Genomic DNA, 14,417 nt, shown 5'->3' on the forward strand with positions numbered 1-14,417 from the left:
CTTCAACGCCAAGCGAATGCCAGGCGAACCGCATCACTGACCAGCCCCAGGCGCGAGCGCGCCTTTATGAAGGCGGCCGTGGTCGCTCTTTCATTTTCGATCTTCGGCGTACCGTCGACGCGCATGAAATTTTTCGAGGCCTCTGACATCAACTTCGGGTATGTCATGAAAAAATTGCGGGAGTTGGTATGGAGGAGCGCTGGCATGTCTTTGTATTTCTTAAGATCTTTAATGACAAAGGACTCGTCCAGCATTGTCTTGTAAAGGGCGAGATTCTTTTTCGTCATTCGACCTCCGCGGCTCTTCACATCGAAAATAGCCTCCCCGGCGATGCGACCCGACGTCATGGCAAGATTGGAACCCTCGCGGTGAACGGCATTATTGAGCTGTGCTGCGTCGCCGACAACGACCCAGCCATCGCCGAAGAGAGCGGGTATTGCCTTGTACCCACCTTCGGGAATGAGATGGGCTGCATATTCTTTCACCTCGGTACCCGCGATCAGATGCTTGATCGACGGATGGTTCTTGAATGCTTCGAGCAACTCATAAGGGCTTTCGCAAGTCGCAGCGAAGTCGGAGACGAGACAGCCGATGCCAAGGGAGATCGACTCCTTGTTGGTATAAAGGAAGGCGAGCCCCGCCATGCCGCGGGAGATGGTGCCGGCTGCCTCGATCACGCAGCCTTCGTTGCCATGAAGACCGAACCGCTGATCGATCACATCTTCTGGCAGAAAGTGAATTTCCTTGACTGCCAGCGCCACGCTCTCCGGTGTCGGCGTCTGACGCAAACCGGCCCGTGTGCCAAGCAGTCCATTGGCGCCTTCTGCGAGAACGACCGTGTCCGCAAGGATGATGTCGCCGGTACGGTCGGTGCGCACACCGATCACCTTGCCGCCTTCGTGCGCGAGTTCAGTCGCGGTCGTCTCGCAGAGGACCGTTGCTCCGGCCGCGCGCACCTTGCGCGAAAACCACCGGTCGAACTGGGCACGAATGATTGTGTAGCGCTCGGGCCGCGATTCGTTGAAGTCGTCCGATCGGTATTGTATCCCGACGTGGGACGTGTCATCCATCATCCAGAAGCGCTGCTCGACCAGATGCCGCTCGAGAGGCGCATCATCTCGAAAATCGGGGATGATTTTTTCCAGCATGTTTGCGTACATGATGGCGCCCTGGACATTCTTGGAGCCCGGATATTCACCACGCTCCAACTGCAGCACCTTGAGGCCACGGCTTGCCATCGTGTAAGCAGCTGCGTTGCCGGCCATGCCGGCGCCAATGACAATGGCGTCAAACTTTTCCTCACTCATGGCCCTGTCCCCTAGTTCGCAAGTTTATCGCGACTGTGCGGCGACAGCCGTTGCGTGAAAACATCAGTCAGTGCCGGCAAAAAGCGGATCGCATCTGTAACGACCCCGAGGTGGGCGAAGTCGAAAATCGGTGCGTTCGGGTCGGTGTTGATTGCCACAATAAGATCAGCTCCCCCGACGCCAACCCGGTGCTGGATGGCGCCGGAAATCCCGGCCGCTATATAGAGCTTCGGCCGGATGGTCTTGCCGGTTTGACCGATCTGCCGATCTGCCGGCATCCAGCCCTTCTGGACCAGCGGCCGCGAACAGCCATATTCGGCTCCAATCACCCGCGCGAGATTCTTCACAAGCTTGAGGTTTTCCGCCGTACCGAGCCCCAAGCCCCCGCCCACCACGACATCGGCATAGGCGAGATTGGAATTAGCCGACTGGCCATCGGAAAGGAACCCGAGGACTTTGGTGACGATCTCTTCCTCGAACATCGGCACCTCGTGCTGAATGACGCATCCGATCGGCTTATTCGTGCGCTGCGGCATCTCCATGACCCTGGGCCGCACTGTCGCCATCTGCGGTCGGCAGTTGAGGGTGTAGATTGTGCAAAGAAGAGAGCCGCCAAAAGTCGGCCGCGTTGCGGCAAGGGAACCGTCCCTATCCACGTCGAGTTCGGTGCAATCGGCCGTAAGACCTGTGAACAAGGTTGTCGCCACGGAACCGGCAAGGTCACGGCCAAGCGTCGTCGCACCGAGAAGCAGAATCTCGGGTTTGTAGGTGACGACGAGATTCGTCAGTGCTTTGGTGAAAGGCTCGTTCCTATAGTCCGCGAGCAGCGGGGTTTCGACGAGGTAGGCAACGTCGGCGCCATAAGCAAAGGCCTCGGCAATGGCATGCTGTGTGGCGTCTCCCGGAGGTCCGAGAACGACGCCTGCAAGGTCGACGCCTAGCTGGTCTGCGAGCTTGCGGCCTTCGCCTAGCAGTTCGAAGGAGACGGGATGGACATGCCCGCGCTCCAGTTCCATGAAGACCCAAACGTGTCGATAGTCCTTGAAATGCTCCGGAAGTTCTTTCTTCATGCCGGCACGGCCGGCGACAGGAGGAGGTGTTTCCTGAGTTGCAGTCAATGTCGTGCTCCTAGCCGTTAGGCGCTAGCGTCGAAGGCGAGTTCCTGTTCCAGCGCCGGCTGACGGGCGAAGATTTCGACGATTAACTCATCGGCAAGATCGATCAGGCCCTTATCGGCCGTGGTGATTTGCTCCGCCTTTTCCACCCGGGCTGTAGGGGCAAAGACGCGTTTGACGACCGTCGGCGAACCACGCAGCCCGCACTTGCTCAGGTCCTCAATGCCGGCATCGGCTGCGCTCCACTTTACAATCGGGCTGCGTGCAGCGCGTAGCGCGTCGTCGAGCGAGCCGCGGCGGATCTCGTTGGTGCCTTCCAGCATGGTGATGAGGCAGGGAAGCCTTCCATGCAGCATCTGCGTGCCTCCTTCCGATCGGCGGTCGACTTTGATTTCGCGCGCCTCCAGATCGATGGAGGCGATTTTCGAGACGTAGGTGAGCTGCAGGAGATCGAGGCGCTTGGCGATGCCGGGCCCGACCTGGGCAGTGTCGCCGTCGATCGTCTGCTTGCCCGTGAAGACGATGTCGGGCGCGCCGAAGGTCTCGCCAATCTTCGCGATCGCCTGCGAAAGAGCAAAAGAGGTTGCCAACGTATCGGAACCGGCGAAATGGCGGTCGGTCAACAGTATCGCCCGATCTGCACCGTAGGTAAGCGCCTTGCGCAATGAATCCTCTGCCATAGGCGGACCCATGGTGAGAACTGTGACCTCGCCGCCGTGGAGGTCGCGCAACCGTAATGCTTCTTCAAGGGCGAACAGATCATAAGGATTTATGATGGTCGGCACACCCTGGCGCATAATCGTATTCGTCACAGGATGGACGCGTATCTGGGCGGAGTCCGGCACCTGCTTGATACAGACGACAACGTGCATGGTCTCTTTGCTCCTGTTCGAATGACGGGTTCGGTACTCGATCTTTTGCAAAGCACCATCTGTGCCAACCCTTCTTAGCTTTTCCATCCCTTTGAAATTCGGATGTTTTCTATAGGGGTGCCGGCGCTGTTACCGAGTTTGTCGGCTTTTCGACATCGTTCAAGCCGCAACCATGTCGCATTCATTCCTTGCCGAAACGCTTCAGGATGGAATGGAACGGCACGAAGGCGTGGCCCGGTTGGCTGGGTCTGGCAGGATCGTGATCTTTAAGTACCTTGAAGACGCGCTGCGTAAGTGGCGAGGACGTCGCAAAATCTTCGTAGGCACGTTCAAGCATGGCGCGGGCCCGGGCAGCAACGACCTGCTCCGGGACATCGGAGAAATCTTCTTCGGCCAGATATTGTCCCATACGCTTCATGATGTGGAGCCGTGAGACGTCAAGCACCTTGGGATCAAAGGAAACGTCAAGGAGTTCGAAAAATTCCTCCGCAGCGGACAATTTTTTCAACCGTGCGAGAATTTCGGTGGTGTCAATGGTTCGACTGCTCTTGTAACAACTGCTCATGACATTCTCCCTAATCGGAAATGGTGGTCTCTGCTGAGTTCGGGGGCCATTAGCCCGCTGCGAAAACCGCCGACGAATATCCCTCAGGCTCCTGGCATCACGCGGCTGGCAAGTCGGAGTTTTTCCGCCTTCGTCAGGGGAAGCGAGTGACGTCGTTGCAGTCAGGCGACTTCGTATCGTTTGAATGGATCGCGACCGATTCATGAGGGATTTCTGCCCTTCTCCTTCGGGTCAACAAACCCCAAAGGCCTTCGACGCTTTGCCCGTTTCGGCGTAACCGAAGAAGAGCCACGCAGATCGCTGACAATTCCAGGTAAAACATCGAGCACGTAGTCGATATCGTCGTCGCAGTTGTCACGCGACAGGGAGAAGCGGATGACTCCGAGTGCCGAAATATGGGGAATGTTCATCGCCGTCAGGACGTGGCTCGGCTCCGGCGAGTCAGACGTGCAAGCGGAACCGGAGGAGCAGGCGATGCCATAGCGATCAAGGTGAAGGAGTATGCCATCAGCTTCGACTTGTTCGAAAGCGATATTCGATGTGTTCGGTAACCGCTCCAATGGTGTGCCGGTGACGAACGCATCTGGGATGCGCTGCAGAAGCTCTTTCTCCAGGCGATCTCGCAGTGATCTTACCCGGCCGTTTTCGTCTTCCATGAATTTCAAGGCAAGTTCAGCGGCCTTGCCGAGCCCGACGATGCCGGCGGTGTTTGCCGTGCCCGCGCGCCGACCGCGCTCCTGGTGCCCCCCCTTGATCATCGCTTCGAAGCGCACGCCGCGCCTTACCCACAGCGCGCCGATCCCTTTGGGGCCATGTAGTTTATGGCCGGAGAGCGACAGCATGTCGATCGCACTCGATTTCAGATGTATCGGAAGTTTTCCAACTGCTTGTACCGCGTCTGTGTGGAAAATGGCGCCGACCTCCTTAGCCAAACTGGCGAGTTGGGCGACCGGGAAGATCGTGCCGGTTTCATTGTTCGCCCACATGATCGAGACGATTGCAACATGGGGAGAGAGGGCCATCCGGTAGGCTTGGAGGTCGAGGCGACCATGCTGGTCGACTGGAATCCTGTGCACCTTAATGCCGTGCCTCTTCTCAAGATGCGCACATAGCGTCAGCACGGCCGGATGTTCGACGACGGACGTCACGATTTGTGTGCGGTCGGGCATAATTTCGAGCGCCGACAGGATCGCTGCGTTATCACTTTCCGTCCCGCCGGAGGTAAAGACGATCTCATGCTCAAACTCCGCGCCGATCAGTGCTTGCAGTTGCCGGCGCGCGGTCGTGATGGCCGCGCTGGCCGACGAGCCAAAATTGTGACCGGACGACGGATTGGCGAATTGATCCGTAAAGAACGGCAGCATCGTTTGCACCACTTCCGGATCGACTCGCGTCGTTGCATTGTTGTCGAGATATACAGACCTCATCGAGGCAATCCTCAGTTGACCGAATGACGCTAAGTGGTCTTCATCTTTCCGTCAGGCGAGAACGACAGCGGCAGCGTTCGATTGCCCGACCTCGTTGCAGCGACGTCATTTGGCAGTTTTAGATGCCGCTCGGAATGTTTCAGGTGGGCCCCGTCATGCGCCCCACGGCCACGGCGAGATTCCACCGCAAACGATCGTCGGTTGCACAAATGTTTCCTCGCCCTCGAGTACGGTGCCTTCCTTTGTGCCTGCCGCCCAGCTCTTTTCTGACGCAAGGAAGCCTTCGACGACCAACGCCGCAGCGACCTCGACAACCGCTTCTTCGGCAGCTTCGAAGCACCTGGCCGGGACGCGCGACTTCGCATCGCAAATGACCCGGTCGATGATGGCGAGCCTGCGAAGGGCGGCCGATCAAGAAAATCCGCTAAGTCGTAATTGATGATACGCAGCGCGGTTTTGCCGATGATGAATTCGATCAAATCCGACGAGCAGGCGATCGCGAAACGGCTGCAGAGCGCCTGTAATTTTGCGGCAGTGATTGCTTCCATCGGCTGATCGAATCTCATCACCAATCCAAGCGCGTTGCCGCAGACAACCGCGCCACCGTTGCTTTCGGGATTGGCGGTTTGCAGAACGCGGGCGCCCTTGTGATCGCAAGATGATTTCTTGAGCTTATCGCGATTGTTCCGCATGACTTTTCACATCAATCGCAGATGATCAGGTGAAGGACTTGCCACAAGCGCACTTCTCTGCCGCGTTGGGATTGTCGAAGATGAAGCCTGAGGACTCCAGCCCCATGACGAAGTCGACGGTCATGCCGTTGACATGTGGCTGGGAGCCCACGTCCACGAACAGCCTGACCCCGTCTGTCTCAATGATTGCGTCGCCTTCGCGCGGGCCGCCTTCCAGTCCCATCAAGTATTTGAGCCCAGCGCAGCCACCGGGCTCGACCGTGATGCGCACGCCTTGCGCAGGCTCGGCCCCTCCGCTGAGCGCAGTCTTCATGGCGGCAACGGCATTCTCGGTGAGCGTGATCATGTAATGGTTCTCATTGGTCGTTTGCAAATTCGCGAACGACCGTGCATCTACCGTGCCAAAGAGAAAAACCTTCGCAAACAGTTGGATCTTTCTACCGATAATATGCAGGTGTCCGATATCGTTGAACCGCAAGCCTAAAAAACCGGGCAATCATCTGTGAACTCCAGGACGCCCGCCAAAGTATCCATGCGCCATCTTCCCGCCAGGGCCGTCATCGTCGCTGCGAGAACTCTCGTGGCAGTTCACCGCGAAAGGCTCGGCACCAAGGGCAACTGTCGAGTTTGTCGACTAGGCGACATCTGATGTCGAATCGAAATCCTTTGCGCACACTTATGAAGTGGTTGAAAAAACCACGGAAAGTTGTGCCCGACGCGGTTGTTTGGCCAGGCTGGCATAATTTTTGAAACTCTCTCGTGGCGGCCGCCTACAGCAGCCGGCCCTGATCAATGAGCGAAGGAATGAACGCGCCATGTCAGATCTGCATCAGATCCAGGTTTTAAAGGGAAATGACATCAATCGCGGAATACGGATGTCCTATCAGCCCAGTCGGCAGCAATACTCACGGTCACCCAATGTCGGGCGGTGGCTGCGAATGGACATCGAGATGGATTTTGACGAATATGTGCTTACCTGTGTCTTTTCGCAGGCGCTTGAGGAGATCGAAGCCGGCCAGGTGTCGGCGACCGAGGCAACCGGCCTTTCTCCTACCGAGCTGCGGGACATCCTGGGGCGGAATTTCCCCGCCGGACTGGTCGAGGCGTTCTCCTCTGAGGCGGCGAGCGATCCAGAGCTCGGTACGGAGGAAGAGCTTCTGCGCGGCCTGCTACTGGCGCATGCCCGGCCAAACGACCCGGCCAGCGCCCGCTTTGCCAAAATCATTGCCCGACGCGCCCTGCGCGACGACCATCTTTGGCAGGACCTTGGCCTCCTTGACCGAGCCGACCTCGGCCGCTTGTTCGCTACGCATTTTCCGATGCTGGCGGCCGGAAACACGAACAACATGAGATGGAAGAAGTACCTCTACCGCAAGCTCTGCGAGGCTGAAGGCTTTTCGCTGTGCGCCTCTCCCAGTTGTCAGGAATGCAGCGAGATCGAAGCGTGCTTCGGCCCCGAGAAAGGCGAAAGCCGTTGTTGAGTCGCTTTCGCCAGCGGTGGGGGACCATCAGGCCTGATCGTCATCATTACAAGCCTGCACGCATCTCGCGGCGACGTTGCACGGAGGAGGGGATGTTCATTACTTCGCGATATTTTGCGACGGTACGTCGCGCAATATCGATTCCGCTTGCCCTAAGTTGGGCGACCATGCTGTCATCGGAAAGCACATTGTCTTCCGTTTCCGCGGCGATCATCGCCTTGATGCGATGGCGGATAGCTTCGGCTGAGTGTGCCTCGCCGCCTTCGGAGGAGGCAATCGCGACCGTGAAAAAATACTTCAGTTCGAACACGCCCCTTGGCGTGAGAATGTATTTATTCGAAGTCACTCGGCTTACGGTCGACTCATGCATCTCGATCGCGTCAGCGACAGTCTTGAGATTGAGCGGCCGAAGATGGGCGATGCCGTGTTCCAGAAAGACATCCTGCTGACGGACGATTTCGGTCGCTACCTTAAGGATCGTCTTGGCGCGCTGATCGAGACTGCGAACCAACCAGTTCGCGTTTTGGAAGCATTCATTGAGGAATGCCTGATCTTGCGGATCATGCGCGGTCAGACGAGAGACTTCGGCAAAATAGGTTTGATTGATGAGCACTTTGGGCAGCATGTCGGGATTGAGCTCGATTTGCCACCCGCCTCCGGTGGAAGGCATGACCCGAACGTCGGGGATGATGGCTTCCGGTCTTCCGGACTGGAAGCGATTTCCAGGCCTGGGATCCAGTGTTCGGATTTCATGCAACATGTCGAGAAGGTCTTCTTCGTCGACGCCGCAGCGCCGTTTCAATGCGCGAAAGTCGCGTTGCGCGACCAGCTCAAGATTGGCAACCAGCGCTTCCATAGCGGGGTCGAACCGATCTCGCTGGCGCAACTGTATCTCGAGGCATTCGCTAAGAGTTCGTGCAAAAATTCCAGGTGGATCGAAAAGCTGCAAGGTTGCGAGAACCCGTTCGAGCTCATCTTCGCGGGCATCGAGACTCGCCGCCAGCTCCGAAAGGTTCACCTGAAGATATCCGGTGTCTTCCAGATGATTGGCGAGCGCGCCGGCAATCAGCCGATCTCTTGAGGTAAATGCAGTCAAGGCGATCTGCCGAGCGACATCGTCGTGCAATGTTTCGGTCGAGGCAGCAAACTCCTCGAAGGCCGGGCGCTGCTCTGACGAAGCATTGGCAGTATTTCGAATTGATTTCCATTCCCCGAGCGGCTCGGGGGCGTCGGCACGTGTCGGCGCATCAACCTTGCTGTCGTGTGCGCCGATGTCCGGGCCGCTTTCCGAGGTCGACACGACATCGTCAGAAGCCATGCCGTCGCTTGATGCCAGCTCCAGAAAGGGGTTTTTCTCTAATTCCTGCTCGACGAACTGACGCAGTTCGCCGTGCGCCAGTTGCAGCAAGCGAATGGATTGGATGAGCTGGGGCGTGATAACCAGCGATTGCCTTTGGCGCTGGAGAAGGTTTGCTAAATACTGCATCCTAAGAGGGAAGCTCCCATCGATCTTTGTACTTAGTCGCGCGATTTATGAGACCTTGATTCCTGTGGGATCACGCTGCGGCCGAGGCCTTGAGCGTTTTCAGTACGTTTTGGGGCGACGAAATGCCGTAGGGATCGGTTTGGCAGTCGTCCGAGAAGCCTTCTTCCTCGAACCATTGCTCCACATCGCCGTTATCGATCACCGCGGCGTAGCGCCAGGAACGCATTCCGAAACCGAGATTGTGCTTGGCGACGAGCATGCCCATCTTACGGGTGAATTCGCCCGAGCCGTCAGGGATGAGCTTGACGTTCTGAACCCCTACGGACTTGCCCCAAGCGTTCATGACGAATGCATCGTTTACGGAGAGACAGTAAATCTCATCGATGCCCTGCTTCCGGAACTCCCCATGAAGGCTCTCGAACTCCGGTAGCTGCTGGTTGGTGCAGGTGGGGGTGAAGGCGCCTGGCAACGAAAACAAGACGACGCGCTTGCCACTGAAATAGTCGTCGGATGTGTTGTCTTTCCAATAATACGGATTTGGCCCCGGCAGGGAAGCGTCGCGAACACGCGTGCGGAACGTGACGAAGGGAACAGTCTTCTTCATGGTCATTCATATTGCTCCTTCACAAGAAAAGCTGACGCATTGTTTCGCGTTTGCGGCCGCCGTATCCGATTTTGGCATGCATGCTGGTCAGGCAAGCGCCATGCCATTTGCCTCCAAGGCAGAGAATCACGCTGCTTTCGCACTGAGCTTTGGCTTGAGGATGAGGACGGGACGCGCAGCGAGCAAAGGCGCTGAACCAAATATCTCGGCCTTAAATAACGCCCGCCGCGGTGACCTTGGTTGGTTGCTCGTTACCAGACGCGTCCGATATTCAAAAAAGGCGGAAACGTTCCGGATAGTCTATCGGTCGTATCAACGCGCACCACCGACAGGGACCGCAGCGCCTGCCGTGCGTGCGCGTGTAGGCACGGCGATCTGCCGGACACCTTTTCTCGCAGCACCGACCGGCGCGGCGCTGTTGCGGCTCTCGACCATATTCAGATTAGGATCTGGACCACCCTACAGTTCTTCGGCAAGCGACGCGTGTTCGATCGTGGTGAGATTCAAGTTCGGGCCGGATCATGGTGATCGAATATTTCGGTCCTCCGCATGTGTCCATGCGCAAACCATTTTGTGTTCGAAGCGGGACAAGAATGTCGGAAGATCGACCTAGGGTCTCAGGCCCGGGCCGCAAGTCCTGCGGTGCGCCCATCCGGCAGTCAACTTGCTTTGACGGCTTTTCCGGCACACGGCACTGGCAGATTTCCGATGGAGCATGACCATGGATCAAACTGTTTTCGTTCCCAAGAGCATCGGGCGATTGAGGATCCGACGAGAACGCTTCGAGTATCTGATTTCCTCCCCGGGCCTGACGTATCTGATGGACGCGCATGATGGGCTTTCCTGTTGCGGTTGCCTGCAGGCGAGCTTCAAGGCCATTTGGGCGTCCGACCTGTCCATTTCGGAGACCCTCGGCTACCGCGAAGTCAATGAGACAAGTTGGACAAATCTGATTGAGGTGGAGGAACGAATGACGGACGCCAGCGGACTGCTGATCCTAGCTGATGGTGACTCCGGCTTCGCGGAACATCAATAATGCGCAGTTGATGGCAGCAAAGCTCTTGCAACATGGAGCCTCTGGTGTGGGTATTGACGATAAGGGCTTCCCGAAAATGAATTCCTCTGTCGGCGATCGTCATTCGCTGGACGATATCGAGAAGTTCTCCGGCCGCCTGAAGGCGATTAAGAACATCACAGAAAGCGACCTTGTGCTTGTCGCCAGCGCCGGGGCGTTGATCGCCGATTACGGGCTCGAGACGGCTCTGTTGCGCGCCGAAAGCCTGTAACGCGGCGACGCGGGTGACGCGCTGCTTCCCCGGTGCCAAATTGGCCTTGAACACTGGAAGAGGACGGTGGTTCGCCAGGAATCCGAAGAGAAAGTTCCGTGCAACCCCCCTGGTGTTCGAATGTTGGCATTGCTACAATCTCCCTCATACAGAATGGGTGACGCTGCACTGACGTGAAACCGCAAAACTCTCACACTCCGAGCCCAGCGAAGATTCGCCGCAGTGCGATCGAACTCGATCCGACAATGCGTCCATATCTCGCCGCTGCGATTGTTCGATTCACTGCGTTGCATGCAGGTATAGAAATCGAAGTATCTCAAACGGTCAGCCTGTTGGACGATGGCATAGCCCCGGTCGATCTGTTGGTCCAAGAGTTCCGCCACTGTCTGTATCGGGAGAAAATTTATGCCGAGACGCTTCCGCTCAGGCGTGCGCTGGTCGACGGTGTCCTCGGGCGATGACCGTATTCCCCCTTAAGTTCAAACCGTTCGGCTCCGGCTATTTCTTTGCCGATGACGCGGGCGGCTACTTCAAAGCTGACGCCCAGTTTCTCGATCGCTATGCGACCGGAAGGCTGACGGCAATGGATAAGGGTTTTCTTGAAGCGAATGGTCATGGGTTCAATGAGATCGACGACCCGGCCTATTTGGGATTTGCTTATCGATGGGCTCGACGATTACATCGTCCTCACGAGCTGAATTATGTCATTCTCGTTCCGACCCTACGTTGCAACTTGGCATGTGCGTATTGCCAGGTGTCTCGCGTGAACGAGAGCACTCCGGGCTTTGATTGGACGGATGAGACGCTTGGACGCGTTATCCGATTTCTCGATGGCATGGATTCCGCGAGCGCCAAAATCGAATTCCAGGGTGGCGAGCCGCTGCTGCGGTTGGACTTATTGGAAAAGGTTCGAGATTTCGCTCGTCGCAAGTTCCAAGAAGTTTCCTTCACGGTATGCACCAATTTGCAATCCGTGTCGGAAGAAGCTTGGGATTTTCTGGACGCCCCGGACGTCTTCGTAAGCACGTCGCTCGACGGCAACCTCTCGACGCATGAGCGGCAACGAACCGCAAATTCCAACGACACGCAGCAATTTGTATCGAACCTCAGCTATGCCATCGAGCGCTTGGGCCAGGGAAAGGTCTCGGCGCTCCCGACGCTAGACATCAACAAGTTGCCGGTTGCTTCCGAGATAATCGATACGTTCGGTCGATTCGGTTTTCGCTCCATTTTCCTTCGACCCGTAAATCACCAAGGCTTTGCTCGAAAACGATTTCAGACCTCCGGTCTCGAAGACAAATGGAATGCCTACCATGCCGATTTTATCGACGCGCTGATCGAGCACAATTGGACCGCCGCTCAGCCGGTCGAAGAGTTCTACTTCACTCACTGCTTGCGCCGTGTTCTGCGTGGTGGCCACAACCAGCACGTTGACCTACGCAATCCGAATATTCTCGGCCGAGACTACATCGTTATCGACTACGACGGTACTTTCTATCCGACGGATGAAGCCAGGATGGTCACGAGGATAGGACAGATCGATCTCAGCGTCGGCAATCTTTGGGATGGCATCGATCAGCCCAAATTAGATATGCTGAACGAAGAATCCTCCAATTCATTCCATCCCGATTGCCTTCACTGTCCGTACCAAGCCGCCTGCGGTGTGGACGTTGTTGACGACCTGTCCCGTTACGGGCGCATCGATTTGCCGAAACGCGACACAGCTTTCTGTCGCCGTCACACTGCAATCTTCGACAAGATTTTCGAGCTGCTCTATTCGGATGACAAGAAAGTCCAAAAGAGCCTCGCGGTTTGGGCTGGAATTCCGCAGTTCGATCCGTCACTGGCTCCGGTACACACATGATCGATTTGCGGCTCAAGATCGATGACGTTCCAATCGATCATCCAAGCATCGTACGCTTGCGCACGGACGCGGTGGATAGTGAGCATGATGCCCTCCTGATCGACAGGGATCAGGAAAGTCAAACCTTCGATCTCGCAGGCTACTCGCTTCGCGTCCACTGCGGTCCCGAAACCGATCTTGACGGTGACGTTCTGCTTCTAGTTCCTGGGCGAACGTCAGCGCATCGATTGGTGCGATCACGGTCGAGGCACAACACCTTCCTGGTCACCGAGCAATGTGACCAGCTCTGCGTCATGTGCTCGCAGCCTCCAAAGAAATATCACGCCGACCTCTTTGACCAGTTCACGGTTGCTGCCACCTTAGCCCCGGAAAGCGCCCGGATCACGATATCTGGCGGCGAGCCACTCTTACACAAACGAAGACTGTTTCAATTTCTCGTCGCCGCAGCGAATGCCCGGCCGGATATCTCATTTCATGTTCTGACCAACGGCCAGTTTTTTGAACCAGACGACGGCGCGATGATAGATGAGATTGGACGAGATCGCGTGCTGTGGGGCATTCCGCTGTACGCCCCTTACGCCGAACTTCACGACAGCATTGTTGGAAAGTCCGGCGCCTTCGAAAGGCTTTCGCTAAGCTTCGCGACGCTGATGAGGGTGGGGGCGGCGGTCGAACTTCGCACAGTTGTCCTTCAGCAGAACTGGGCCGCGTTGCCTGAGCTTGCGAACTATGTCTCGACCAGGCTGCCGTTCATCGATGTTTGGGCAATCATGCAGCTGGAGAATATCGGTTACGCCAGAATGAACTGGGCCCATTCGTTCAAGGATACGTCGCTGGACTTCGGCCAACTGCGCAGTGCCATCAATCTTGCGATTGGACGCGGTATCCAAACTCTTCTTTATAATTTCCCTCTTTGCACGGTTCCTTCCCTGTACCGGCACCTGGCACCAGGCACGATTTCAGACTGGAAGAACAAATTCCTGGATGGATGCGGCGATTGTGCGCTTCGCTCTACTTGTGGTGGATTTTTTGAATGGTATAAAGCCGATCAGGGGTTTGGGGGACTCTTACCACAATGAAGAAGCGCAAGATCTACCTGGTGCCGTCGTTGATCGCGGCGGGTTTCATGCCATCGAAAAGTGATGCGGCGCCAATCACCGGCCTTACCGAAAAGAAGCCGGCAACCACCCTGTTCGAACGGCTGCGGGTCAAGCAGGTCTACACCCTTGCGGGCCATAGCTCGCATTCGAGCCACGCAAGTCATGCCAGTCACGCTAGCCACGCATCTTCAGCTGGAGGCGGCTACATCCCACGGGGCGACTATGACACCGCTTATCCATCGCCCGACCCGACACCGCGCTATTCGCCCAACCCAGGGCCGGTCATCAGAAGTCTCCCGACCATTCCCAATACACCGGCGACGACTTCAACTGGCACCTATTCGACGCAGTCCTCCTCGACGAGCGCGCAGCCAGTGCCGCTGAAGACGCTGCCAGGCAACTCGGACAAATTTCGCCGTATCGTCATACAGGTCCAGACGGCGCTGATTGCCTTTGGTTATTTCGGCGGCCCGATAACAGGGCAGGTCGATGCCGCAACGAGGGGCGGACTTAGCAAAATGCAGGATGCCTATGGTCTCAAGGTGACCGGAACAATCACGCCTCAGGTCCTAACAGCTTTTGGAATTTCAACGAACTGACCCGATGGGATCGGGGAGG

The 14,417-nt window shown here is 56.8% G+C and carries 15 protein-coding genes; 6 read left to right on the top strand and 9 right to left on the bottom strand.

All coding sequences use genetic code 11. The features are described 5' to 3' along the window. Nucleotides 1-2: 2 nt before the first annotated feature. The 7 genes from CCGE525_RS35150 to CCGE525_RS35180 all read right to left on the bottom strand — a co-directional run bounded on the left by CCGE525_RS35150 (nucleotide 3) and on the right by CCGE525_RS35180 (nucleotide 6,324). Nucleotides 3-1,307 carry an FAD-binding protein gene (locus CCGE525_RS35150; protein WP_120708948.1) on the bottom strand — a complete coding sequence of 435 codons (1,305 nt, stop codon included), beginning with the start codon at nucleotides 1,305-1,307 and terminating at the stop codon, nucleotides 3-5. A gap of 11 nt (nucleotides 1,308-1,318) precedes the next feature. Next, on the bottom strand, nucleotides 1,319-2,377 hold the full coding sequence (locus tag CCGE525_RS35155; RefSeq protein WP_120708949.1) for an electron transfer flavoprotein subunit alpha/FixB family protein: 1,059 nt from the start codon (nucleotides 2,375-2,377) through the stop codon (nucleotides 1,319-1,321). A 65-nt stretch (nucleotides 2,378-2,442) separates the two neighbouring features. Then, nucleotides 2,443-3,294: an electron transfer flavoprotein subunit beta/FixA family protein gene (locus CCGE525_RS35160; RefSeq protein ID WP_120708950.1), complete on the bottom strand. Its 852-nt coding sequence runs from the start codon at nucleotides 3,292-3,294 to the stop codon at nucleotides 2,443-2,445. 181 nt (nucleotides 3,295-3,475) lie between these two features. Beyond that, nucleotides 3,476-3,859, bottom strand: coding sequence for a nitrogenase stabilizing/protective protein NifW (gene nifW / locus CCGE525_RS35165; RefSeq protein WP_120708951.1), 384 nt, complete (start codon nucleotides 3,857-3,859; stop codon nucleotides 3,476-3,478). A gap of 200 nt (nucleotides 3,860-4,059) precedes the next feature. Next, complete coding sequence (gene nifS, locus CCGE525_RS35170) at nucleotides 4,060-5,286, bottom strand: cysteine desulfurase NifS (protein ID WP_120708952.1); 1,227 nt, start codon at nucleotides 5,284-5,286, stop codon at nucleotides 4,060-4,062. Nucleotides 5,287-5,315: 29 nt separating this feature from the next. Further along, nucleotides 5,316-5,978, bottom strand: a complete 663-nt coding sequence (locus CCGE525_RS35175) for an iron-sulfur cluster assembly scaffold protein (protein WP_120708953.1) — start codon at nucleotides 5,976-5,978, stop codon at nucleotides 5,316-5,318. Between the two features lie 25 nt (nucleotides 5,979-6,003). Next, nucleotides 6,004-6,324, bottom strand: coding sequence for an iron-sulfur cluster assembly accessory protein (locus CCGE525_RS35180; protein WP_120709184.1), 321 nt, complete (start codon nucleotides 6,322-6,324; stop codon nucleotides 6,004-6,006). Between the two features lie 469 nt (nucleotides 6,325-6,793). Here CCGE525_RS35180 and CCGE525_RS35185 point away from each other — a divergent pair, with 469 nt between their 5' ends. Further along, the gene (locus CCGE525_RS35185) at nucleotides 6,794-7,459 is read left to right on the top strand and encodes a nitrogen fixation protein NifQ (protein ID WP_120708954.1); all 666 of its coding nucleotides are present in this window, start codon (nucleotides 6,794-6,796) and stop codon (nucleotides 7,457-7,459) included. Nucleotides 7,460-7,505: 46 nt separating this feature from the next. Here the strand turns inward: CCGE525_RS35185 and rpoN are convergent, their stop codons facing one another. Further along, nucleotides 7,506-8,945, bottom strand: a complete 1,440-nt coding sequence (gene rpoN / locus CCGE525_RS35190) for an RNA polymerase factor sigma-54 (protein WP_120708955.1) — start codon at nucleotides 8,943-8,945, stop codon at nucleotides 7,506-7,508. Between the two features lie 70 nt (nucleotides 8,946-9,015). Beyond that, nucleotides 9,016-9,555, bottom strand: coding sequence for a peroxiredoxin (locus CCGE525_RS35195; RefSeq protein WP_120708956.1), 540 nt, complete (start codon nucleotides 9,553-9,555; stop codon nucleotides 9,016-9,018). A gap of 715 nt (nucleotides 9,556-10,270) precedes the next feature. On the opposite strand from CCGE525_RS35195, the gene CCGE525_RS39315 reads away from it, so the two are divergent. The 5 genes from CCGE525_RS39315 (at nucleotide 10,271) to hxsA (ending at nucleotide 14,398) form a co-directional block, all read left to right on the top strand. Next, on the top strand, nucleotides 10,271-10,585 hold the full coding sequence (locus CCGE525_RS39315; protein WP_245472458.1) for an isocitrate lyase/phosphoenolpyruvate mutase family protein: 315 nt from the start codon (nucleotides 10,271-10,273) through the stop codon (nucleotides 10,583-10,585). A gap of 46 nt (nucleotides 10,586-10,631) precedes the next feature. Then, a complete protein-coding gene (locus CCGE525_RS39320; RefSeq protein ID WP_245472459.1) occupies nucleotides 10,632-10,835 on the top strand; it encodes a hypothetical protein in 204 nt (67 codons plus the stop codon). A 457-nt stretch (nucleotides 10,836-11,292) separates the two neighbouring features. Beyond that, complete coding sequence (hxsB, locus tag CCGE525_RS35210; protein ID WP_120708958.1) at nucleotides 11,293-12,699, top strand: His-Xaa-Ser system radical SAM maturase HxsB; 1,407 nt, start codon at nucleotides 11,293-11,295, stop codon at nucleotides 12,697-12,699. Beyond that, nucleotides 12,696-13,778: a His-Xaa-Ser system radical SAM maturase HxsC gene (gene hxsC, locus CCGE525_RS35215; RefSeq protein WP_120708959.1), complete on the top strand. Its 1,083-nt coding sequence runs from the start codon at nucleotides 12,696-12,698 to the stop codon at nucleotides 13,776-13,778. The genes hxsB and hxsC overlap by 4 nt, the downstream gene beginning before the upstream one ends. Then, nucleotides 13,775-14,398, top strand: a complete 624-nt coding sequence (gene hxsA / locus CCGE525_RS35220) for a His-Xaa-Ser repeat protein HxsA (RefSeq protein WP_120708960.1) — start codon at nucleotides 13,775-13,777, stop codon at nucleotides 14,396-14,398. Before hxsC ends, hxsA begins: the two co-directional genes overlap by 4 nt. Nucleotides 14,399-14,417 lie beyond the last annotated feature (19 nt).

Source organism: Rhizobium jaguaris (genome assembly GCF_003627755.1).
In the GTDB taxonomy this organism is placed as follows: domain Bacteria; phylum Pseudomonadota; class Alphaproteobacteria; order Rhizobiales; family Rhizobiaceae; genus Rhizobium; species Rhizobium jaguaris.

Bases quoted from the DNA above. Each gene is read 5' to 3' on its own strand.
- CCGE525_RS35160 (WP_120708950.1), bottom strand. From the start codon at position 3,294: ATGCACGTTGTCGTCTGTATCAAGCAGGTGCCGGACTCCGCCCAGATA.
- CCGE525_RS35185 (WP_120708954.1), top strand. From the start codon at position 6,794: ATGTCAGATCTGCATCAGATCCAGGTTTTAAAGGGAAATGACATCAAT.
- hxsA (WP_120708960.1), top strand. From the start codon at position 13,775: ATGAAGAAGCGCAAGATCTACCTGGTGCCGTCGTTGATCGCGGCGGGT.
- hxsC (WP_120708959.1), top strand. From the start codon at position 12,696: ATGATCGATTTGCGGCTCAAGATCGATGACGTTCCAATCGATCATCCA.
- CCGE525_RS35180 (WP_120709184.1), bottom strand. From the start codon at position 6,324: ATGATCACGCTCACCGAGAATGCCGTTGCCGCCATGAAGACTGCGCTC.
- rpoN (WP_120708955.1), bottom strand. From the start codon at position 8,945: ATGCAGTATTTAGCAAACCTTCTCCAGCGCCAAAGGCAATCGCTGGTT.
- CCGE525_RS35155 (WP_120708949.1), bottom strand. From the start codon at position 2,377: ATGAAGAAAGAACTTCCGGAGCATTTCAAGGACTATCGACACGTTTGG.
- CCGE525_RS39315 (WP_245472458.1), top strand. From the start codon at position 10,271: ATGGATCAAACTGTTTTCGTTCCCAAGAGCATCGGGCGATTGAGGATC.
- hxsB (WP_120708958.1), top strand. From the start codon at position 11,293: ATGACCGTATTCCCCCTTAAGTTCAAACCGTTCGGCTCCGGCTATTTC.
- CCGE525_RS35195 (WP_120708956.1), bottom strand. From the start codon at position 9,555: ATGACCATGAAGAAGACTGTTCCCTTCGTCACGTTCCGCACGCGTGTT.
- nifW (WP_120708951.1), bottom strand. From the start codon at position 3,859: ATGAGCAGTTGTTACAAGAGCAGTCGAACCATTGACACCACCGAAATT.
- CCGE525_RS35175 (WP_120708953.1), bottom strand. From the start codon at position 5,978: ATGCGGAACAATCGCGATAAGCTCAAGAAATCATCTTGCGATCACAAG.
- nifS (WP_120708952.1), bottom strand. From the start codon at position 5,286: ATGAGGTCTGTATATCTCGACAACAATGCAACGACGCGAGTCGATCCG.
- CCGE525_RS35150 (WP_120708948.1), bottom strand. From the start codon at position 1,307: ATGAGTGAGGAAAAGTTTGACGCCATTGTCATTGGCGCCGGCATGGCC.